The 19810-nt window shown below is 60.6% G+C and carries 19 protein-coding genes; 7 read left to right on the top strand and 12 right to left on the bottom strand.

Annotation, left to right across the window (positions count from 1 at the left end; translation table 11 throughout):
- Positions 1–17: 17 nt before the first annotated feature.
- The gene (locus tag HDE80_RS18790) at positions 18–926 is read right to left on the bottom strand and encodes an HAD family acid phosphatase (RefSeq protein WP_184673421.1); all 909 of its coding nucleotides are present in this window, start codon (positions 924–926) and stop codon (positions 18–20) included.
- Positions 927–1051: 125 nt separating this feature from the next.
- On the opposite strand from HDE80_RS18790, the gene HDE80_RS18785 reads away from it, so the two are divergent.
- Both HDE80_RS18785 and HDE80_RS18780 read left to right on the top strand, forming a co-directional pair.
- Entirely contained in the window at positions 1052–2083 is a 1032-nt protein-coding gene (locus tag HDE80_RS18785) for an AI-2E family transporter (RefSeq protein ID WP_184673419.1), read from the top strand.
- Positions 2084–2336: 253 nt separating this feature from the next.
- Positions 2337–5135: a TonB-dependent receptor gene (locus HDE80_RS18780; protein WP_345776479.1), complete on the top strand. Its 2799-nt coding sequence runs from the start codon at positions 2337–2339 to the stop codon at positions 5133–5135.
- A 78-nt stretch (positions 5136–5213) separates the two neighbouring features.
- On the opposite strand, the gene HDE80_RS18775 is transcribed toward HDE80_RS18780, so the two are convergent.
- Positions 5214–7193 (bottom strand): UvrD-helicase domain-containing protein, encoded by a 1980-nt coding sequence (locus tag HDE80_RS18775; RefSeq protein WP_184673416.1) that lies wholly within the window; start codon positions 7191–7193, stop codon positions 5214–5216.
- A gap of 139 nt (positions 7194–7332) precedes the next feature.
- Between HDE80_RS18775 and HDE80_RS18770 the strand changes: the two genes are divergently transcribed.
- Positions 7333–7959 (top strand): thymidine kinase, encoded by a 627-nt coding sequence (locus tag HDE80_RS18770; RefSeq protein WP_184673414.1) that lies wholly within the window; start codon positions 7333–7335, stop codon positions 7957–7959.
- 51 nt (positions 7960–8010) lie between these two features.
- Positions 8011–8778, top strand: a complete 768-nt coding sequence (locus tag HDE80_RS18765; RefSeq protein ID WP_184673412.1) for a hypothetical protein — start codon at positions 8011–8013, stop codon at positions 8776–8778.
- A 147-nt stretch (positions 8779–8925) separates the two neighbouring features.
- Here HDE80_RS18765 and mutM read toward each other — a convergent pair whose 3' ends face one another.
- The 6 genes from mutM to HDE80_RS18735 form a co-directional block, all read right to left on the bottom strand.
- Entirely contained in the window at positions 8926–9753 is an 828-nt protein-coding gene (gene mutM, locus HDE80_RS18760; protein WP_184673410.1) for a bifunctional DNA-formamidopyrimidine glycosylase/DNA-(apurinic or apyrimidinic site) lyase, read from the bottom strand.
- Between the two features lie 6 nt (positions 9754–9759).
- Positions 9760–11307 (bottom strand): NADP-dependent phosphogluconate dehydrogenase, encoded by a 1548-nt coding sequence (gene gndA / locus HDE80_RS18755; protein WP_184673408.1) that lies wholly within the window; start codon positions 11305–11307, stop codon positions 9760–9762.
- Positions 11308–11370: 63 nt separating this feature from the next.
- Complete coding sequence (locus tag HDE80_RS18750; RefSeq protein WP_184673406.1) at positions 11371–11862, bottom strand: hypothetical protein; 492 nt, start codon at positions 11860–11862, stop codon at positions 11371–11373.
- 3 nt (positions 11863–11865) lie between these two features.
- On the bottom strand, positions 11866–13221 hold the full coding sequence (locus HDE80_RS18745; RefSeq protein ID WP_184673404.1) for a GldG family protein: 1356 nt from the start codon (positions 13219–13221) through the stop codon (positions 11866–11868).
- Complete coding sequence (locus HDE80_RS18740; protein ID WP_255483953.1) at positions 13221–13991, bottom strand: ABC transporter permease; 771 nt, start codon at positions 13989–13991, stop codon at positions 13221–13223. The genes HDE80_RS18745 and HDE80_RS18740 overlap by 1 nt, the downstream gene beginning before the upstream one ends.
- On the bottom strand, positions 13988–14749 hold the full coding sequence (locus HDE80_RS18735) for an ABC transporter ATP-binding protein (RefSeq protein WP_184673402.1): 762 nt from the start codon (positions 14747–14749) through the stop codon (positions 13988–13990). Before HDE80_RS18735 ends, HDE80_RS18740 begins: the two co-directional genes overlap by 4 nt.
- Positions 14750–14928: 179 nt before the next feature.
- Here HDE80_RS18735 and HDE80_RS18730 point away from each other — a divergent pair, with 179 nt between their 5' ends.
- Positions 14929–16122, top strand: a complete 1194-nt coding sequence (locus HDE80_RS18730; RefSeq protein WP_184600345.1) for a fatty acid desaturase — start codon at positions 14929–14931, stop codon at positions 16120–16122.
- A 184-nt stretch (positions 16123–16306) separates the two neighbouring features.
- On the opposite strand, the gene HDE80_RS18725 is transcribed toward HDE80_RS18730, so the two are convergent.
- The 4 genes from HDE80_RS18725 to rpmB form a co-directional block, all read right to left on the bottom strand.
- Positions 16307–16717 (bottom strand): thiol-disulfide oxidoreductase DCC family protein, encoded by a 411-nt coding sequence (locus HDE80_RS18725; protein WP_184673400.1) that lies wholly within the window; start codon positions 16715–16717, stop codon positions 16307–16309.
- Positions 16707–17201, bottom strand: coding sequence for a DUF4166 domain-containing protein (locus tag HDE80_RS18720; RefSeq protein WP_255483975.1), 495 nt, complete (start codon positions 17199–17201; stop codon positions 16707–16709). The genes HDE80_RS18725 and HDE80_RS18720 overlap by 11 nt, the downstream gene beginning before the upstream one ends.
- A 182-nt stretch (positions 17202–17383) precedes the next feature.
- Positions 17384–17551, bottom strand: a complete 168-nt coding sequence (rpmG, locus tag HDE80_RS18715) for a 50S ribosomal protein L33 (RefSeq protein WP_072759007.1) — start codon at positions 17549–17551, stop codon at positions 17384–17386.
- 10 nt (positions 17552–17561) lie between these two features.
- On the bottom strand, positions 17562–17798 hold the full coding sequence (rpmB, locus tag HDE80_RS18710) for a 50S ribosomal protein L28 (RefSeq protein WP_184600348.1): 237 nt from the start codon (positions 17796–17798) through the stop codon (positions 17562–17564).
- Between the two features lie 393 nt (positions 17799–18191).
- Between rpmB and secB the strand changes: the two genes are divergently transcribed.
- Both secB and HDE80_RS18700 read left to right on the top strand, forming a co-directional pair.
- Positions 18192–18695 (top strand): protein-export chaperone SecB, encoded by a 504-nt coding sequence (gene secB, locus HDE80_RS18705; RefSeq protein ID WP_184600349.1) that lies wholly within the window; start codon positions 18192–18194, stop codon positions 18693–18695.
- Positions 18696–18704: 9 nt separating this feature from the next.
- On the top strand, positions 18705–19730 hold the full coding sequence (locus tag HDE80_RS18700; protein WP_184673398.1) for an NAD(P)H-dependent glycerol-3-phosphate dehydrogenase: 1026 nt from the start codon (positions 18705–18707) through the stop codon (positions 19728–19730).
- Positions 19731–19810: the final 80 nt, after the last annotated feature.

Genomic DNA, 19810 nt, shown 5'->3' with positions numbered 1-19810 from the left:
ATTTTGAAAGATAAATTCTATTGATAACGAAGCGCGTCAAGCTTCTGTTTGCGCCTCAGCTCGCGCGCACTGCTGTAGTCGTTGTTGAACAGCGCCGGCTCCCATGATCCGTAGGTAGGGTTCGGCAATACAAACCAACGCGTGCCGATCCACGGGAGATAGGGCTCGACGATTTGCCGCCGCGCAGCCATCGTGTTGGCAGGAATATCGAGAAAATCGCCGAGCTGGTCGCCGAACTGCATCAACACGCGGTAGTGGCGGCTGACCAACTGGCGACGGCAGCCTTTCTCGCTACCTGCCTGTTCGCAGTTTTCGACAATCGTGCCCAGTCCAAGAAACGCCTGCGGCCCGCTGACTGGAAGGCCTGCCTTGCGCAGGTTGAGCAAGGTGACCTGATCCAGGTCCTTGGCGCGGTTGGAAATGTAGATAACGGCGATGCCATGACTGGCCGCGAACCGGGTGAATTCGACGGCACCGGGCAGCGCGCGCGCCTGCGTCTCCTTGCACCATGCTGCCCAGTCAGCTTCATTGAACTCGCCGCCGCTCTTGATGACGCGGGCCTGATATGGCGAGTTGTCCAGCACGGTCTCGTCGATATCCAGGATCACGGCAGGCGGCAAATTCTTGAACGCCTGCACGCGATCGGTCTTGCTCAGCGCATCCCATTTGGCGTCGTGCATCGCCGGCAACAGGCGTGCTTCAGCATCGCGATATGTCTGCAGATAGATCAGGTCGTGCTCGATCGCGGTCTGACTCCAGGCCACGGCGTTGAGGTTGTCATCAGCTGCAATGGCAGGAGTGGCGACGGCGGCAGGCGATGCGGTATTTGGCGCAGCGGCTGCAAATGGCACAGGCTTTTCTGGAGCCTTGGCACAACCGCTCAGCAGGGCGACGGCGAGTGCAGTGGTGATAAGTCGAAATGCCATGGACGGGTCCTTGAAACAGTAGCGATCAGCTAACGCTAAAGTTTACGACAGCATCGTGGCAACGCTGGCAGGCTTGACGGTGTGCTGACAGACTGAAGACCCGCATCATCTTCAGTTGGAATGGCATGGACACTCCGTCGCCCGATTTGCGCGAACCGTCGCCCGCGATGGTTTACGCCAGCTATCTGCTCGCTGCAGCGGCCTTGGGAGTGATTCTCGGGTTGCACATGCTGTCGGCCCTGCTCGCTGGTCTGCTGGTCTACGAACTGGTGAATTCCATGGCGCCGCTATTCGGCCGGCGTATCTCCAGTGCGCGGGCGCGCGTCATCGTGGTGGCGGCGCTTGGCGTGATCGTGGTGGGGCTGCTGATCCTGCTGATCCTTGGTGCGATCAGTCTATTCCGCAACGAAATCGGCAATCCCGAGCTGCTGTGGCAGCAGCAGCTGATGCCGCTGGTCGAGAAAGCACGTCAGCAACTGCCTGCGATGATCGTGGATCACCTGCCCGACAGCGTCGATGACCTGCGCGTGGGCGCGGTCGATCTGGCACGCAAGCATGCAGCGACGCTGCAGGTCGCCGGCAAGGGGGCGGCGCGGGCGTTCGTGCATATCCTTATCGGGCTGGTGCTGGGGGCGATCATTGCGCTCAGCCGCACGCGTCCGGCGCATCAAGTCGGGGCACTGGCCGCGGCGCTGGGTTTACGCTGTCAGCGACTGGCCGAAGCGTTCCACAACATCGTGTTCGCGCAGGTCAAGATCTCGCTGATCAACACCATATGCACGGCGATATTCCTGCTCGGCGTGCTGCCGATCCTGGGTGTCCATGTGCCGCTGGCCAAGACGCTGGTCGTGCTGACCTTTGTGATCGGCTTGCTGCCGGTGATAGGTAATCTTCTGTCCAACACCGCCATCACCATTGCCGCCCTCTCGGTATCACTGGGCGTCGGCATTGTGGCGCTCGCGTTTCTCATCGTTATCCACAAGCTCGAGTACTTCCTCAATGCTCGCATCGTCGGCACGCAAATCCACGCTCGCGCATGGGAGCTGTTGATCGCGATGCTGGTGATGGAAGCAGCGTTTGGTCTGGCCGGCGTCATCGCGGCGCCAATTTATTACGCCTACTTGAAGAGCGAACTGGAGGCAAAGGGGCTGGTCTGAGGAAGTTGTCAGTTCTGTAAATTTTTTATCACGGGACTGCAAAAGTTTTGTAAAAATTTGTTGCGGTACTTTCCTGCGCCATGTTAATAATTAACGCATTGTGAATCGATGGTCGGCAAGGGCAGTGTTGACTTTGCATCTTCGGATGTCGATTACGGGCAATCGTTCGATAGATAAGTAGTCGCTGTTTCAATAAGTTGCTAACTCTGAGGGGAGTTCCAAAATGATTAAGTCAAAGATCGCCGTCGCCATCGTGACGGCGCTCACGATGAGCTATGCCTCTGCGTACGCGCAGACGACCACACCCGATGCACCCCAGCAAAGCACGGATCAGGCACCAGATGCAGCCAAGGCCAAGAAGCTAGAAGCGGTCATGGTCACCGGTTCACTGATTCCGCAGTCACAGATCGAAACAGCCACGCCTACGGTGACCATTACCGCCGAGCAAATGCAAGCGCGCGGATTTACCACGGTGGCGCAAGCGCTTCAGCAATCATCCCTCTCAGTAGGCAGCGTACAAGGAGCCCAGTTTTCAGGTGGCTTTACGCAAGGGGCTCAGACATTGAGCCTGTTTGGCCTGCCACCAGGTTTCGTCAAATACCTGATCGATGGTCGGCCGATGGGTAATTTCCCAGCCTTGTATAACGGCAGCGATGTTTTCAACAACCTGAGCAGCATCCCCATCGAGATGGTCGATCACATCGATATCTTGCCTGGAGGACAGTCCTCGTTGTACGGATCGGATGCTATTGCTGGCGTCATTAACATCGTGCTCAAGAAAAAACTTGATGCGCCAGTGCTTGACGTGCGCTATGGCTGGAACAGCAATGGCGGCGGCGCTGCACGCCGGGTCTATCTGGCAAATAGCTTCAATGCAGGCAAGTTCAACATGATTGCTGGCGTGCAATTCGAGAGCACGCAACCCATCTGGGGCTACGATCGACCTCTGACCGCTCAGGCCAATACTAATGCGGCTGGCGGGCCTATCGCGGAGCGCGATTATCTGGATTCTGATCCCACGCTTGGAACGAACGGTTATGCCTTGGCGGACCCGAACAATTGCGCCAATACGACGGCCGGTTTTGGCGGAACGACAGGGCTGAAGTACCGGCCCAATAGCGGCTATTACTGCGGCTCAAATGTCGGGACGTCGCCGTACACCACGCTGGCCAATGAAAGCAAGACCGCCAACCTGTATACGCATGCCACCTTTGACGTCAACGACAACGTACAGTTGTACAGCGACCTGCTGTACAACTATCAGGAGCAGAAATGGCAGCCGGATGGAAATGACATCTGGTCGACTGCGAATTCGGGCCTGACGTTTTACGATCCCACCAGGGCACAGTATACGGATCTGCAGCATTTGTTCTCGCCGGAAGAAGTTGGCGGGTACCAAAACAGCATGAGCAAGCAGATCGAAAACTCCTACATGTTCAGCCTGGGAGGAAAAGGTACGTTCGGTCAGTCTGACTGGGACTACGATCTGGGCTTCACCCATTCCAACGACCAAACCAACGAGCGTGATTACCACGCTTACACGAACGCCATCAATAGTTTCTATACCAACCGTGTACTGGGTCCGGATTTGACATCCACCCTGGGGCCGGATCCGCAGGGATTAGGAGTACCCGTCTACGAGCCAAACTACGCCGCTTTCTATACGCCGATTACGCCAGCGGATTATCGTAGCTTCAGCGGTTATTTTTCCACGCAGGGCAAGACTTGGGACAACATGGTACGCGGGCAGGTGACCAATGCCTCGCTATTCACCCTGCCAGGCGGTGATGCCGGCCTCGCCGTCGTGCTCGAAGGTGGCAACCAAGGGTGGGCCTATGTGCCGGACCCCGGCTATTTCAATGATCAAATCTACGGCTATACGGCGTCCCAAGGTGCGGGACATCGCTCCCGCTACGCAGGCACGAGCGAGCTGAGCTTTCCTTTGCTGCAGCAGCTGACCCTCGATGTATCCGGACGTCGGGACAGCTACGACGTATCCGGCAACCGGATCAATCACAACACCTACACGATTTCGCTGGAATATCGCCCGTTCGACAGCCTGTTGCTCAGGGGCAAATATGGCACGGCATTCAAGATGCCCACCCTTGCCGACGAGTATTCAGGGTCGAGCGGCTACTACAGCACGGTTACCGATTACTACACCTGCGCCAAGCTTGGGTACACGGGGTCAAATTTGGGCGGCTGTCCGGCCGTTTATTCGCAAGCAGGCTACTTCAATAGCACGCAGGGCAATGTCAATCTGAAGCCGATTACCGCGAAAAACTGGAATTACGGCGTGGTGTGGGCACCGATACCCAAATTTTCGTTGTCCGTCGATTATCTGCATTTCGATATTAAAAACGAAGTGGGGACGTTGCCTGCGGACACGATTTCGCAGGAAAATTCCCTCTGCCTGCAGGGAATTCTCGATCCCACCACGCCGAGTTGCGTGAATGCGATCAATGCGATTACGCGCAATCAATTCGGCGCTATTCAGGATATCTATACGCCGAAGCAGAACATAGCGCGGGAGCAGGTTAATGCCATCACAGCCAATCTGAATTATGGGGTGGATATCGGCCTCTACGGAAGCTTGTCGTTCGCGGGTAGTTACAGCGATGAATTGAAACATGACCAGCAGCCGCTTGCGGGCGATCCGTTCATCAACTACTTGACTAGCCCGCTGTACAGCACGGACTTCAAGAGCAAGGTCAATGCCTCGGTGACCTGGAGCAAGGGCGATTGGGCCACCACGCTCTATGCCAACCGTGATGGCCGTTCCCCCAACTACCTGGCGACCGTTCTCAATAATTACACGGCGCCAGATACGGGTTACGTGTCGGCTTGGATCACATACAATGCCAGCGTGCAATACAGTCCCACGAAGAATTTGACGTTGTCATTTCTGGTGAACAATTTATTCAACAAGATGCCGCCGGTTGATAACAGCTACCCTGGTTATATAGTTGGTCCCTATAACAGTACGAATTATGATGTTTATGGGCGCCAGATGTATCTGGAGGCGACGTACAAGTTCGCCAAACCCGGGTGATTTAGCTGAGTTCACTGAGTTCGGCAAGCATCAGTAGCAAAAAACCCCCGCGAAAGCGGGGGTTTTCTTTAGGCTCGATCAATTCGCTGCCAGCAAGGCCGCAATACGTGCCATGTGCGACTGCGCGGTTTCGCGGGTGACTTCCTTGTCAGCTTCGGGGTCCTTGCCTTGCCAGTGCAGGTCGGCCTGCGGCAGCTCCTGCAGGAAGCGGCTGGGCTGGTTGCTGTGGACGTCGCCGTAGCGTTTGGTCTTGGCCGACCACGACAGGGTGAGCAGCTCCTTGGCGCGGGTGATGCCGACGTACATCAGGCGCCGCTCCTCGTCGATGCGGCCTTCGTCGATGGCGCCTTCGTGCGGCAGGGTTCCGTCTTCGCAGCCGATGATGAAGACGAAGCGGAACTCCAGGCCCTTGGCCGAATGCAGGGTCATCATGCGCACCGCATTGCCGGGCTCGTCGCGATCAGCGTGACTGAGCAGGGCAAGTTGTGCGGCGAGATCGCCCGCACTGTTGCCTTTCTGCATTGCGCGGAACCAGTCGGAAAGCTCCTTCAGGTTGCCAAGCCGGCGCTCGCGCAGGCTGGCGTCGGGTGTGCTGGCGGCGATCTGCGCGGCATAGCCGGTGCGCGCCAGGATCAGCTCGACCAGATCGGCGGCGTTCTGATGCAACGAGGCGCTGCGCAGTTCGTCGAGCAGATTGGCGAACGAGGCCAGCGCGGCCGCGGGGCGGGGCGTGAGCTGGCGCAACACGCTGTCGCTGCGGGTGGCATCCAGTAGGGAGGTCTGGCGACTTTGCGCGAGCTGGCCAAGCTTCTCCAGCGTGGTCGAGCCGATCTCGCGCTTGGGCACGTTGACCACGCGCAGGAATGCCGCGTCATCGCTGGGGTTGGTCAGCAGGCGCAGGTAGCACAGCAGATCCTTCACTTCGGCACGGTCGAGAAAACTCAGCGCGCCGGTGAGGTGATACGGAATGCGTGCCAACCGAAAGGCCTTTTCCAGCGGACGCGCCTGGAAGTTGCCGCGATAGAGAATGGCAATGTCGTGCCAGCGCGCTTTGTGCTTCTCTGCGAGCGTAGTGGCGATCGCAGCGACACGTTCGGCCTCGTGTTCGGCTTCCTTGCATTCGAGCACGCGAATCGGCGGGCCTTCCGGATGCTCGCTCCACAGCTTCTTTTCGTGCAGATGCGGGTTATTGGCGATCAGTTGGTTGGCCGCGCGCAGGATGCGCTTGCCGCAGCGGTAGTTCTGCTCCAGTTTGATCACGCGCAGGTTCGGCCAGTCGCGGCCGAGTTGGTCGATGTTCTCGGGATTGGCGCCACGCCAGGCATAGATGGACTGGTCGTCGTCGCCCACACAGGTGATACCGCCGCGCTCGCCGGTGAGCGCTTTCAGCAGGCGGTACTGCGCGTCGTTGGTGTCCTGGTATTCGTCCACCAGCAGATAACGTAGGCGTTCGCGCCATACGTCGCGGCATTCGGCATCGGCTTCGAGAATGCGCAACGGCAGCCGGATCAAATCGTCGAAATCCACCGCATTGAAGGCAGCCAGGCGCTGCTGGTACATGTCGTAAATAGTCGCAGCCTCCAGCTCGCGCGGGCTGCGGGCTGCGGCTAGCGCTTCCTCGGGCGATAGGCCGCCGTTCTTGGCGCGCCCCAGCAGATTGCGGATGCCGAAAAGCACATCGTTTTTGGCACCCTTGGGCGCCAGCTCCTTGACGATGGCGCCACTGTCGTCCGCGTCGAGCACCGAAAAGCCGCGGCGCAGGCCGGCGCGCGCGTGCTCAATCTGCAGAAACTTCAAACCCAGCGCATGGAAAGTGCAGACGGTGAGCGCCTGCGCATCCTCGGTGCTGACCAGCTGGCCGACGCGCTCGCGCATCTCGCGGGCAGCCTTGTTGGTGAAGGTGATTGCGGCGATTTTCGAGGCACTGAGCTTCTTGCGCGCAATCAGCCAGGCAATCTTCTGGGTGATCACCGAAGTCTTGCCGGAACCGGCGCCGGCCAGCACCAGCAGAGGGCTGTCGCAGTGTTCAACGGCAGCCAGTTGTTGCGGATTGAGCATGGAATGACACACGGGTTTACTGGCATTTAATGGTAACAGAGCCGCCCGCGTCCGCCGGTGGCACGTCGTGCACTCTTCCCAGCAAATCGCCCCCGGCTTGATGACCGGCTACCATGGCCGATCCGCCGCGGGATCGATCATGGCCAAGCTCTATTTCTACTATTCGGCAATGAATGCCGGCAAGACCACCACGTTGCTGCAGAGCGCGTACAACTATCACGAGCGCGGCATGCGCACGCTGATTCTCACGCCCGCATTGGACAACCGTTATGGCGAGGGCGTGGTCGCCTCGCGCATCGGCCTGAAGGCGCAGGCGCGTCGTTTCGGCGGCGAAGAAAACCTGTTCGCGCTGGTCGAGGCGGATGTCGCCGCCAACGGCGCGTTGCACTGTGTGTTCGTCGATGAGGCGCAGTTCCTCACCCGCACACAGGTGTGGCAGATCAGCGACGTGGTGGACCGGCTGAATATTCCGGTACTGGCGTTTGGCCTGCGTACCGACTTCCGCGGCGAACTGTTCGAGGGCAGCCAGTACCTGCTGGCCTGGGCGGACAATCTCGAAGAGATCAAGACGATCTGCCATACCGGCCGGAAGGCGACCATGGTGGTGCGCGTGGACGACCACGGTCGCGCAGTGAAAGACGGCCCACAGGTTGAGATCGGCGGCAACGAACGCTATGTCTCGGTCAGCCGCGCCGAATTCAAGAAAATCAGCGAGGGCAACGGTCGTATCGAATTGCAGCAAACGGTGCTGCCGTTGAACAAATAGTGTGATCACGACACGTGAAGTCGTATTCCGAAACATGACCAGGAAACCCGCATGAGCCAACCGATCATCATCCCCGCCTGGCAGCGCCCGCACTGGCAAGCCAGCGACGAGGAGATCCTTCTGCAGTTCTACGTGTTCGGCAAGTTCGAGGCGGTGCGTGTGCCCTCGGCAGATTACGGCAGCTCCGGTCTGCCGCCCGGCATCGAGGCGGTGAACCACAACCATGCCAGCCTGCGTCAGTGGGAGGGCTATCCGCTGAAAGGCGGTATGGGCCGCATGTTCAAGGACGACGCGCCCGAAGCCTACAAGATCGCGGTGGACGCGCCTGAGGTCATCGTCGTGCGCGGCACGCTCAAGGACAGCGAGGCAACCGGCTACCTGCGCGACACGCTTGGTGTGCTGGCCGGCATGCTCGACATCGGTGGTGTGGCGATTCTCGATCCGCAAACCCTGAGCCTGCTTGACGCCGATGCATGGCGGCACCGCTTCCTGGTCCGCGACGGTGCGCCTATCCGCAACCATATTTTGATCATGCGCGATAGCGAGCAGGAACCGGATCATTCATGGATCCACACCCGCGGCATGCGCAAGTTCGGCCGCCCCGATATCAGCATCCGCGGCGTGCCCGATGCACTCAGCGATCGCGCCGGCATCCTGTGCGAAAGGCTGGTGGAACTCGAAGCACTGGGCGCACATTTCGTCGACGGCCAGCCGGTGGAAATCGACGGCCTGGGGGCCGGCATCGTTGCGCATCTAGGCGGTGGGCTGGACGATGAGGACTTCAACAATACGTTTGTCGAGTTTCATTGGCCTGCGTAGTGGCAGCGTAGAGCTATTGATCCAGCAATCCGCACCCACCGCGCCGTAGGTTGGCGGTGAGCGTATGCGAACCCCAACTGGGTGTGCGACGGCTGCTGGGTTCGCTTGCGCTCACCGCCAACCTACGCAGCTCGCACTTGGCCGTCGTCACTTCTGACAGTTCGGGCACCAGAACGTCGACCGTTGCCCCAGCACCACCTGTTTGATCGGGGTGCTGCAGACTTTGCAAGGTTCACCCGCACGCCCGTAAACATTGAGCTCGCGAAAAAAATAACCCGGCGCACCATCGGGGTTGAGGAAGTCGCGCAAGGTGGTACCGCCGCGTTCGATCGCCCAGGCCAGAATGCGTTTTACTTCCGCGGCGAGCTTCGCGTAGCGCACACGCGACACGCTGCCAGCAGCGCGTCGCGGATCGATGCCAGCGGCGAAGAGTGCCTCGCTGGCGTAGATGTTGCCTACGCCGACGACGTTCGCGTTATCCATCAGGAATAATTTCACCGCGGCACTGCGCCGGCGCGATGCGTGCCAGAGCGTGTCCCCGGCGAAGGCATCGGTTAGTGGCTCGGGGCCGAGCGCAGCCAACAATGGATGCACTTCGCCGAACGGTTGCCACAGCAAACTGCCGAAGCGGCGCGGGTCAGTGAAGCGCAACACGCGGCCGCGTTGCCCGTTGGTGTTTTCGAGAACGATGTCGACGTGGTCATGCTTGCCGATCAACGCGTCGGGAGGCAGCACGCGCAGCATGCCCGACATGCCCAGATGCAGCATCGCGCTGCCGACCCCAGTGTGGATCAATAGATATTTGGCGCGACGCTCGACGCTATCGATCACCTGCCCCGGAAGCAGCTCGCTGACTTCCCGGGGAATTGGCCAGCGCAGGTCGGCCCTGCGCAAGATCACTGTCGCGATGCGTCGACCGGCCAGATGCGGCTCGATACCGCGTCGGGTGGTTTCGACTTCGGGCAGTTCAGGCATGTGTCGTCAGTTCCAGTTGGCGTGGAAGCTGCCCAGCTTGTCGATGCGTTCGAAAGTATGCGCACCAAACAGATCACGTTGCGCCTGGATCAGGTTGGCCGGCAGACGTTCGGAACGGTAGCCATCGTAATAGGCGATCGCGGAGCTGAAACCGGGTACCGGCACGCCGAGGCGCACCGCCGTGGCCACCACCTCGCGCAGCGCCTCCTGGTACTTCTGCGCGACCTTGCCAAAGGTCGGTGCCAGCAGCAGGTTGGCCAGCTTGTCGTCGTGCTTGTAGGCATCGGTGATGTCCTGCAGAAAACGTGCGCGAATGATGCAGCCGCCGCGCCAGATCTTGGCGATGGTGCCGTAGTCCAGCTTCCACTGGTACTCCTCGGCAGCAGCGCGCAGCTGCGCGAAGCCCTGCGCGTACGAGACGATCTTGCTCAGGTACAAAGCGCGGCGCACCGATTCGATGAACGCCTTGCGATCGCCCTTGAACGCCTTGATCTTCGGTCCGTGCAGATAGTGGCTGGCGGCGACACGCTCGTCTTTCAGCGAGGACAGCACACGCGCGAAAACTGCCTCAGTGATGAGGGGTAGCGGCACACCGAGATCGAGCGCACTCTGACTGGTCCATTTGCCTGTGCCCTTCTGCGCGGCGCGGTCGAGAATCACGTCGACCAGATCCTTGCCGGTTTCCTCGTCCTTTTTCTGGAAAATGGTGGTGGTGATCTCGATCAGGTAGCTGTCGAGTTCGCCTTCGTTCCATTTGCGGTAGACCTTGGTCAGTTCCTTGTTGGTGAGGCCAAGAACATGCTTGAGTACCGAGTAGCTTTCGGCGATCAGCTGCATGTCGCCGTATTCGATACCGTTGTGCACCATCTTGACGTAGTGACCGGCACCGTCATCACCCATATAGGCCACGCAAGGTTCGCCGTCAGGCGCCTTCGCGGCGATCTCCGTAAGGATCGGTTCGACCAGGTCATACGCATCGCGCGGGCCACCGGGCATGATCGACGGACCATGCAGGGCACCTTCCTCGCCACCGGATACGCCGGTGCCGATGAAGTGCAGGCCAGCCTTGGCCAGCTCCTGGTTGCGCCGGATGGTGTCCTTGAAATTGGTGTTGCCGCCATCGATCAGCACATCGCCCTTGCTCAGCAGCGGCTTGAGTTCCGCGATCACTGCATCGGTACCGGCGCCCGCTTGCACCATCAGCAGGATACGTCGCGGCTTTTCCAGCGAGGCGACAAACTTTTCGATGGTATAGCTGGGTACGAACTTGGCGGTGGGGTTGTCCTTAATGACCTCATCGGTCTTCTCACGGCTGCGGTTGAAGATCGACACCACATGGCCACGGCTTTCGATGTTCAGCGCCAGGTTGCGGCCCATCACGGCCATGCCGACTACACCAATCACGCCCTTGCCGTTCGTCGCCGCGCTTTTCTTGGTGGCGCTTTTCCTGGCGATGACTTTCTTGGCTGGTCTTTTTGGAGCGACGACTTTCTTTGCCGGTTTGGTAGTGACTTTTTTGCTCGCTGCCGGCTTGCGTTTGACTTGCGTGGCCATGGGTCGGACTCCTGCTGTCGATGCATGAAAGATGGGGCGGAGACTGCGCTGCGCAAGGTGAAGCTAAGGTAGCTTGGTTGCCTCTGCGCGCGGAGCTCTTGGCGTATAGCGGATCGATACTAGTGCCACCCGCCCGTCAACGCGCACATAGCACTGCGGGCCAGTGACCGAAATTTCGCCGAAGTCGAGCACGTGGCCGTCGAGGGTCAGCGTGGCGGTGGGCGGCGTCAGGCCGATGCGGGCTGGATCGAAATCGCTGGCCGCACGCCAGCGCAGCACCGGGGCTGCGGCCGTTTCCGTAAGTTCGTCCAGGCGCCCGTCATCGGTGCGAACCGTGACGCCATCGATGCGATACCAGTGACCGTCGCGTTTGGCGTAGTGCTCGATCGGTGCTTTACCGATGCGCAACTCGACATGCGAGATGGTAGAAGGCTCCAGCGACAGCAGTGAACCGGGGGCTTCCCGGTTTTCCTGCCGCCATTGCCACGCGGCAAACGCCAGAACGGTGGCAGCGACAAGTAACGGCAGGACGCGCTGGCGAACGGAACGGCGCATGTCTCAGCGCCGCCGCCGGCGCCAGACGATCAGTCCGCCGATCAGCAGCAGCAGCAGCGGCAGGACAATAAGAAAGCCGACGCTCACCGCACTCAACTCACCCTGCGAGATCTGCATGATACGGTCGGGTGCCCCGCGTGGCGGCAGGTCAACCAGTTTGTCGTCACCGAGCAACCAGTCGAAAATGCGCTCGCCCAGTGCACGGTTGCCGCCATTGCCGAGAAAGCTGTTGGAGAGAAAATCGCCGTCGCCAATCACCACCACGCGCTGCTCGCTCTTGTCCGGGCTGGGTGAAAGACGGCTCAGCGCAAAGCCGAAATCGAGCGGGCCTTTGAGCTCGCCCGCGGCGGCGTCGAAACGGATATCGGAGGGTTTGCTGTTGTCGATCGGTTTGAATTCGGTCCAGCTCTGGATGCTCGAACGCAGAAATGCGTGCACGGCCCAATCGCCCTGTGCGACTTGCGCCAGCGCCGAGACCTGCGGAAACAGCGTCGTCAGGGTAAAGCCGCGGGTGATCGCGTTGGGCACGTAGTCGCCCAGCGCGATCATGCGAGGGTCTTTCAGACCCAGCGCGGCGCCTGAGCCATCAACCAGTACACCGGGCAAAACGCGCACGCTGAGCGTGGCGGCTAGTGGCTTGAGGCCGAGATCATCATTGCCCGGTTCGGTCAGCCACAGCAGGTTGCCGCCGTTCTGCACATAGGTGACCAGCGCCTGCACAGCGCCCGGCGGCAGCGCCAGCGTGGGACTGGCCAGCACCACGAGATCGGTATGTTCCGGTACCGCAGCGACCTGGGAGAAATTCAGCGGTACCGCGCGCATGCCGCGTCCTTCCAGTTGCGCCATAAAGGTGCCGAGGTCCGCGTTGGCCTTGCCATCCGCGCGCCGCTCGTCATCACCGGTGACGAAGGCCACGATGCGATCGTTGCCGCGGACGAGGCGTTCCAGTGCGTTGGTGAGGCTGCGTTCGGATAATTCGTCCAGCCGCTGCTCACGGTCGCGATAGTGGATGATCAGCGCGCCATCGACAGTGATGCCCAGCTCGCGCATCTTGGCCGGGTCCAGCTGCGGGTCGACAAAGCGCAGCGTTAGATCGGGTTTCACCTGCTGATAGCGCTGCAGGTAGCCGGCCACGGTCTGACGCAGATCGCCCTGCGGATTGGCATAGCTGACGATTTCCACCGGACCATCGAGTGTGGCCAGCACGGCGCGGCTTTCGGCGGACAAACTGCTACGGCCGTTGGCGGTCCAGTCCGCCTCATGAAAATAACGGGTGCTCAGATAGCCGATGGCCCCGACCACAAGCAGCAGCACCAGCGCAAACAGCCAGCCGTCCAGACGTCTGAAAAAAGTGCGCATCAGCCGCGCTCCTTTTCGGACGACAGTCGCCGCGTTGCCAGGCTAAGCGACAGAGCAATCAGCAGCACGAACCACACCACGTCGGTCGTCGAAACCAGTCCGCGCAGCAGCGGTTGCAGGTGCGTACTCATCGCCAGCCAATTGATCGCACCACCGTTGACGCCGGCCATCTGCGCGCCAAGGTTCACACTCCACAGTGCCAACGTAATGACCAAGGCCACGGCGGCCGCGATCGCGGGATGCGAGGCGAAGGTCGAGCATGCAACGCCAAGCGCAGCCAGGGCGGAGAGCATCAATGCAAGGCCCAGCGTGGCGGCGGCCAGCTTGCCCCAGTCAAGACGGATGAGCGGTGTGAGTACCAGCGGCATCGCCAGGGTAAGCAGCAGCCACAGCAGTAGCCAGCCCAGTATCGCCAGGTATTTTCCCAGCACAATGCGCGAGGCCGGCACACCTGCCGCGAACAGTAATGGCAGCGTGCCGTTGCGACGCTCGCCAGCGATCACCGACATGGTCAGCAGTGGTACTACCAGAAACGCCAGCTGGGCTAGCTGTCCAAGTACTGGTACACCAACTAAATCCGTAAAGCCGGGGCCATCCGGCAGCGCCGCGCGTTGAATCTGCGAGGCGAGGAAGGCGCCCATCAGCAGGGTGAAGTTCCACGCCAGCCATGCCAGCGTCATGGCTGCCAGCGCCCAGGCCAGTGGGCGTACGATCAGGCGACGCCATTCCAGCCGCGCCACGGCAAAAGTGTTCATCACGGTTTGGCTCATGCGGCACGTGCCGTGCTGGCGTTGCCGTGCATCGCAATGTCGAAGAAGGTTCGTTCCAGGGCGGCGTGATCGTCGCCATACACCAAGCCATCGTGGCGCAGCGTACCCTCATGCAGGATGACCACGCGATCGCAAACGGCGGTGACTTCCGTCAGAAGATGCGTCGAGAGGATCACCGCCGTACCGCTGGCTGCCTGTTCGCGGATCACTGCTCGCAATGCGGCCACCTGCACGGGGTCGAGTGCGTTGGCCGGTTCGTCCAGAACCAGCAGCGCCGGCCGGTGCAGCAGGGCGCAGGCCAGGCCCAGACGCTGGCGCTGGCCTTGGGACAGCACGCCAGCCAGACGTTGGGCCAGCGGCTGCAGCTCCAGTCGTTCGATGATCGTGCTGCGTGCCTCGCGTAGCCCGGCGCCCTTCAATCCACGCAGGCGGCCGTGGGCATCCAGGTGTTCGCTGACGGTAAGTTCGGCCCATAGCGGAGCACGCTCCGGCAGCCAGCCAATCAGCCGGCGTGCCAGTTCGGGGTATTCCAGAAAATCCTCGCCGTTCAGCTGAATGCCGCCGCTATCCGGGCGCATCGCACCGGCAATCATCGACAACGTGGTCGATTTACCGGCGCCGTTGACGCCGAGCAGGCCCAGCACCTGGCCACGTTGCAGGCCAAGGCTCAGGCCCTCGATGGCGCGGCGACCGGCGCGTCGGCGGGTGATGTTTTCCAGTTTCAGAACGGTAGCTGAGGGCGCGGTATGGGCTGTCATTGCCTGATTGTCATCGCGACACCATTGTTAAACAACTCCGGGAATACAGGTGCGCGGGGGACTTGCCAATTTCACATGCTCCCGCTTGACCAGCTGCTACTATTATGGTCGTGACCATGCTGGCGGGTACGGAAGTCGCCAACTAGACTCAACTGACTCACTACCTTCGGTGTCTCTTTATGCTCGACGCGGTGCTCAATTTCCTCAACAACGGTGTCACCAGCGCAAGCTGGGGCTCGATGCTGATTTATCTGCTGGTCGCGACCCAGATCACCATTTTCACGGTGACGCTGTATCTGCACCGCAGCCAGACGCACCGTGGCGTGGATTTTCACCCGGCGTTGGCGCATTTCTTCCGATTCTGGGGCTGGATCAGCACCGGCATGGTGACCCGCGAGTGGGTGGCTGTGCATCGCAAGCACCACGCCAAGGTTGAGACGGTTGACGATCCGCACAGCCCGATGATCTACGGTATCAAGAAGGTGTTCTGGGATGGCGTGTCGTTGTACCGCGACGCCTGCGAGTCCAAGGCCGACATGGAGCAGTATGGCCGTGGCACGCCGGACGACTGGGTCGAGAACCATGTTTATGGCGCCCATCCGTATTGGGGCCCGACCCTGATGCTGCTGATCAATCTGGCGTTGTTTGGTGTCATTGGTGCGGCCATCTGGGCCGTTCAGATGATCTGGATCCCGTTCTGGGCCGCCGGTTTCGTCAACGGCATCGGCCACTGGTGGGGTTACCGCAACTTCGAGAGTGCTGACACGGCTCGCAACCTGATCCCGTGGGCGTTCTGGATCGGCGGCGAAGAGCTGCACAATAACCACCATGCGTTCCCCAGCTCGGCCAAGTTTGCCCTGCGCAAGTGGGAGTTCGACATCGGCTGGGCGGCCATCTGCGGATTGCGTGCGATCGGCCTGGCCAAGGTGCTGCGCGTGGCACCGTCGTTGGACGTGCGTCCCAACGTGCCGCTGCCCGATGCCGATACGCTGAAAGCCGTGCTGACCCACCGTTTCCAGGCGATGACCGACTTTTACCGCGGTGTGATCGTCCCGACCATCGGCGAAGAAGCGCAACATGCCGGTGAAACCCTCAAGGCCGTGCCGCGCCGCCTGCGCCGCGCACTGGCGGATGGCGGGCGCTGGCTCGACAACGAAGGCCGCGATCATCTGCAGGCGGCGCTGGCCAAGCGCCCGACGCTGAGCACCGTCTATGACTTCCGCAATCGCCTCGCGGCATTGATGGAGCAGCGTGGCGCCGAACAGGCCTTGCACGGGCTGCAGCAGTGGATTCACGAAGCCGAAGAAAGCGGCATACAGACATTGCAGAGCTTCGCGCAGCGCCTGAAGGGATACGCGGTCGCCGCACACTGATCGCATCCTGTGATTTCGTGCCAAAAACACCCGCCTATCGGCGGGTGTTTTTTATTGTGAGGATGAGGGCAAGCCTGACGGCAGGAAATAGGAAATCATCGGTGCTGACACGGTCTTTTCGATGGGGGAAACATGACTTTGCGAGTTGTGCTGATGGCTGCGGACTGGATGCGCTGGCCCTGAGTTAGTCGAGGAAGCGTCCCGCGTAGATGGGATCCGGCAGGCGGCACTGCGAACGCCTGCCAAATAGCCGGTATCGATGACGCGCAATCCATCGATACGCGGGGTCGCGCAGAAGACGCGGTACGGCTCGCAGCAGCCACGCGACGAAGCGCCAGCCGCGGCCAAATCCCGTGAGCACCCGAATGATCGCGTCAGTGTCGGTGTGGCCGAGTCCATCCTGCACCAGCAGAAATGACGATGGATCGTCTGCCGAAAGTCCATGCGCCTGTAGCAGGGCACGGCCGTATTCACCCTGCATCGCAGCGAGCCGGTAACGCCCGGCGTGATCGTGGCGCAGCACGAAGTTCACCCAGCGGCTGCACAGCAGGCAGACGCCGTCGAACACGATGACCGGCGAACCCTCAGCGACCATCAACAATCTCCAACCAGCCGCGATACGCCACCAACCGACCGACCAGGGGCAGGCGGGTGTCGACATGAAATACATAGCGGCCATCCTGCACGCCGCAGTAAGCCAGCACGCCGCCGAAAAATACGCGCGGCAGCGGTACGCCGAAGATGCTTGCGCTGCGCGGCTGCCAGGCGATTACGTCACCCTGGCGCTGCAGCGCGAAATAGAGCGTCAACACGCCGAATCGTTCGCCGAACAGTGCGGTATTCGCTACTCGGTCGAGTACCGTACGCATCTGGCCGGAGGCAAATCGGCGGGTCCAGATCTCGCGGCCGGCGTGGCGCTCGATGTTCACTTCGAGTGGCTGCTGCAGGCCCGGTTCGGGCAGGCCGAGCTTTCGGCGCAGGCAGCGTGCGACCAAGTGCGTCGAACCTTCCACATCGGCGACTCCTCGCGCCAGCACGTGGCCGGTGTCGCCATGCATGCGTTGCAGGGGCGGAGCCAGTTGTGGCCAATCATCACCCAGCAGATCGGGGAACAGGGCGGATGGCTAGGTCATTGCACCATGATGCAAGCACGGGTCATGCGCCAGCAAGCACTCAAAAAAGAAAACCCGCCACGAGGGCGGGTTTTCTGTCGCGAGTTTGAGTCGCTGCTACCGGGAGGCTAGCGCTTGCGCGCGATCAATTACTTGATCTTGCCTTCCTTGTAGATCACGTGCTTGCGCACAACGGGATCGTATTTCTTGAACTCGAACTTTTCCGGTGTGTTCTTCTTGTTCTTCTGCGTGGTGTAGAAGTGGCCGGTGCCGGCCGAAGAGATCATGCGGATCTTGTCTTGTGTCTTGTTAGCCATGGCTCAATCCTCAGACCTTGTCGCCGCGGGCGCGCATGTCGGCAATCACGGCTTCGATGCCGTTCTTGTCGATGGTGCGCAGGGCATTGTTGGAAACGCGCAGCTTGATCCAGCGATTCTCGCTGGCAACCCAGAAGCGGCGTTCGTGCAGGTTGGGCAACCAGCGACGGCGGGTACGGTTGTTCGCATGCGAGACATTGTTGCCGGTCTGCACACCTTTACCGGTGACTTGACATACACGGGCCATGACGACCTCCTAAGATTGGGTTTCAAAGCCGAGGCGTGTTGCCAAGGTTCGATAAAACCACTGGTTTACCACCCGTTAGCCAGGGCGATATCGGCCCAGCGGCGCTGAGCGCCACGCGATGCTGGAGAGTGTTTCCAACGCAATGATCGTGAGGTCCGCACCGCGTGGCGGACTCCCCGATGTTCCGGGTCGACATAGGCTAGCCGCGTATTCTTGCAGAAAAACAGGGGTGTGCGCAATGTGCGGAGCTTTGCAGCCGGTATTCCAGCGTGCGCGGCGAAGGGATGTATGGAACAATCGACCTCTTTTTTGATCAAATCTTGATTGAATCAGGCCTGATTCAATCAAGCCTTACCTAGTCAAGCGACACCATACCGAACCGAGGGAATTCCGATGGCAGCAATTATCACCAACGGCCAGGCCAATGGCCAGGCCGACCAGCCGCAGCTGGTGGTGCAGAAGATCTATGTGAAGGATGTTTCCTTCGAAGTGCCGAACGCACCGCAGATCTTTCAGGACGTCAATGAAAACGACCAGCCACAGGTGCAGCTCAACCTCGGTCAGAAAGTCACCGATATGGGTAACGACCAGTACGAAGTGGTGCTCAGCCTCACGCTGACCTGCACCGTGGGCCAGCGCACGGCGTATCTGGCCGAAGTGGAGCAGGCTGGCTTGTTCGGCATTGCCGGCTTCAACGAGATGGACCAGGCGGGCATCATCGGCAGCTACTGCCCGAACCTGCTGTTTCCGTATGCCCGCCAGACGATCTCCTCGCTGGTGCTGGAGGGAGGTTTCCCGCCGTTCCTGCTGCAACCGATCAATTTCGATGCGTTGTTCGCCGAACAACAGCGTCGCATGATGGGCGGTGACGAGGTTCCGGCCACACTCAACAGCTGAGTGCTCGACATGGTTGAACGTTCGACTCTGGCGGTGCTGGGTGCCGGTTCCTGGGGTACGGCGCTCGCCGCGCTGACGGCACGCAACGGTGTGCCGACAACGCTATGGGGGCGCGATCCGCAGGCGCTGGCGGCAATGGCTGAAAGCCGATGCAACCAGCGCTATCTGCCGGATATCGAACTACCCGCGCAGCTTCATTACGAAAGCGATCTGGCGACCGCTGTGCGCGGCGCCAGCATTGTGCTGATCGTGGTGCCCAGCCATGCATTTGCATCGATGCTGGTCGAGCTGGCACCGCTGCTCGACCCCAAGACAGCGATTGCCTGGGCGACCAAGGGCTTTGAACCGGGTACCGGGCGATTCCTGCATGAACTCGTAGCGCAACAGTTGCCGGGCCGGCCAGCGGCCGTGGTTACGGGCCCCTCGTTCGCGCGCGAAGTGGCGGCAGGATTGCCCAGCGCCGTCACCGTACATTCGGAAAACGCGGCATTCGCTCAAACCGTGGCCAATCTGCTGCATGCGCCCAACCTGCGTGCGTATTCCGGCGGCGACCTGCTGGGCGCCGAGTTGGGTGGTGCGATGAAAAACGTGCTGGCTGTTGCCACCGGTATTGCCGACGGCATGGAGTTGGGCTTGAACGCACGTGCCGGGCTGATCACCCGCGGCATGAATGAGATGCTGCGCCTCGGGGTTGCACTGGGTGCGCGGCCGGAAACGCTGATCGGGCTGTCAGGTCTCGGCGATCTTGTGCTCACCTGCACAGGTGATCTCTCGCGCAACCGCCGGCTCGGTCTGGCGCTGGGACGTGGCATTGCCATCGATGAAGCGGTGCGGCAGATCGGTCAGGTGGTGGAAAGTGTGTTGACCGCCGACGAAGTCGCCCGGCTGGCCGATAAGCATGGCCTGGATCTGCCGATCAGTGCCGGTGTGCGTGCCGTATTGCACGGTGAAGTCACGCCGGTCAACGGGCTTCGGTCGCTGATGGCGCGCGAACAGAAGCCGGAATACCCGCGAGGCTTGTTCGGCACAGACTGAGTAGCCGGACTGACGCTTTGCAACGTCAGTTTACGAAGACCTCTACAAGACGACGGTTGCAAGTGTCCCGGCGCTGCTAA

The sequence above is a fragment of the Rhodanobacter sp. A1T4 genome, from assembly GCF_014207185.1.
Lineage (GTDB): Bacteria > Pseudomonadota > Gammaproteobacteria > Xanthomonadales > Rhodanobacteraceae > Rhodanobacter.
The sequence above is the reverse complement of the archived record's forward strand: the minus strand, read 5'-3'. Positions and strand labels throughout refer to the sequence as shown.

Excerpts from the sequence above, each read along its gene's own strand:
- rpmG (WP_072759007.1), bottom strand. The coding sequence starts at position 17,551 with ATGGCTAACAAGACACAAGACAAGATCCGCATGATCTCTTCGGCCGGC.
- HDE80_RS18740 (WP_255483953.1), bottom strand. The coding sequence starts at position 13,991 with ATGAGCCAAACCGTGATGAACACTTTTGCCGTGGCGCGGCTGGAATGG.
- HDE80_RS18750 (WP_184673406.1), bottom strand. The coding sequence starts at position 11,862 with ATGCGCCGTTCCGTTCGCCAGCGCGTCCTGCCGTTACTTGTCGCTGCC.
- mutM (WP_184673410.1), bottom strand. The coding sequence starts at position 9,753 with ATGCCTGAACTGCCCGAAGTCGAAACCACCCGACGCGGTATCGAGCCG.
- HDE80_RS18765 (WP_184673412.1), top strand. The coding sequence starts at position 8,011 with ATGAGCCAACCGATCATCATCCCCGCCTGGCAGCGCCCGCACTGGCAA.
- HDE80_RS18735 (WP_184673402.1), bottom strand. The coding sequence starts at position 14,749 with ATGACAGCCCATACCGCGCCCTCAGCTACCGTTCTGAAACTGGAAAAC.
- HDE80_RS18730 (WP_184600345.1), top strand. The coding sequence starts at position 14,929 with ATGCTCGACGCGGTGCTCAATTTCCTCAACAACGGTGTCACCAGCGCA.
- HDE80_RS18700 (WP_184673398.1), top strand. The coding sequence starts at position 18,705 with ATGGTTGAACGTTCGACTCTGGCGGTGCTGGGTGCCGGTTCCTGGGGT.
- rpmB (WP_184600348.1), bottom strand. The coding sequence starts at position 17,798 with ATGGCCCGTGTATGTCAAGTCACCGGTAAAGGTGTGCAGACCGGCAAC.
- gndA (WP_184673408.1), bottom strand. The coding sequence starts at position 11,307 with ATGGCCACGCAAGTCAAACGCAAGCCGGCAGCGAGCAAAAAAGTCACT.
- HDE80_RS18770 (WP_184673414.1), top strand. The coding sequence starts at position 7,333 with ATGGCCAAGCTCTATTTCTACTATTCGGCAATGAATGCCGGCAAGACC.
- HDE80_RS18725 (WP_184673400.1), bottom strand. The coding sequence starts at position 16,717 with ATGGTCGCTGAGGGTTCGCCGGTCATCGTGTTCGACGGCGTCTGCCTG.
- secB (WP_184600349.1), top strand. The coding sequence starts at position 18,192 with ATGGCAGCAATTATCACCAACGGCCAGGCCAATGGCCAGGCCGACCAG.
- HDE80_RS18790 (WP_184673421.1), bottom strand. The coding sequence starts at position 926 with ATGGCATTTCGACTTATCACCACTGCACTCGCCGTCGCCCTGCTGAGC.
- HDE80_RS18775 (WP_184673416.1), bottom strand. The coding sequence starts at position 7,193 with ATGCTCAATCCGCAACAACTGGCTGCCGTTGAACACTGCGACAGCCCT.
- HDE80_RS18785 (WP_184673419.1), top strand. The coding sequence starts at position 1,052 with ATGGACACTCCGTCGCCCGATTTGCGCGAACCGTCGCCCGCGATGGTT.
- HDE80_RS18745 (WP_184673404.1), bottom strand. The coding sequence starts at position 13,221 with ATGCGCACTTTTTTCAGACGTCTGGACGGCTGGCTGTTTGCGCTGGTG.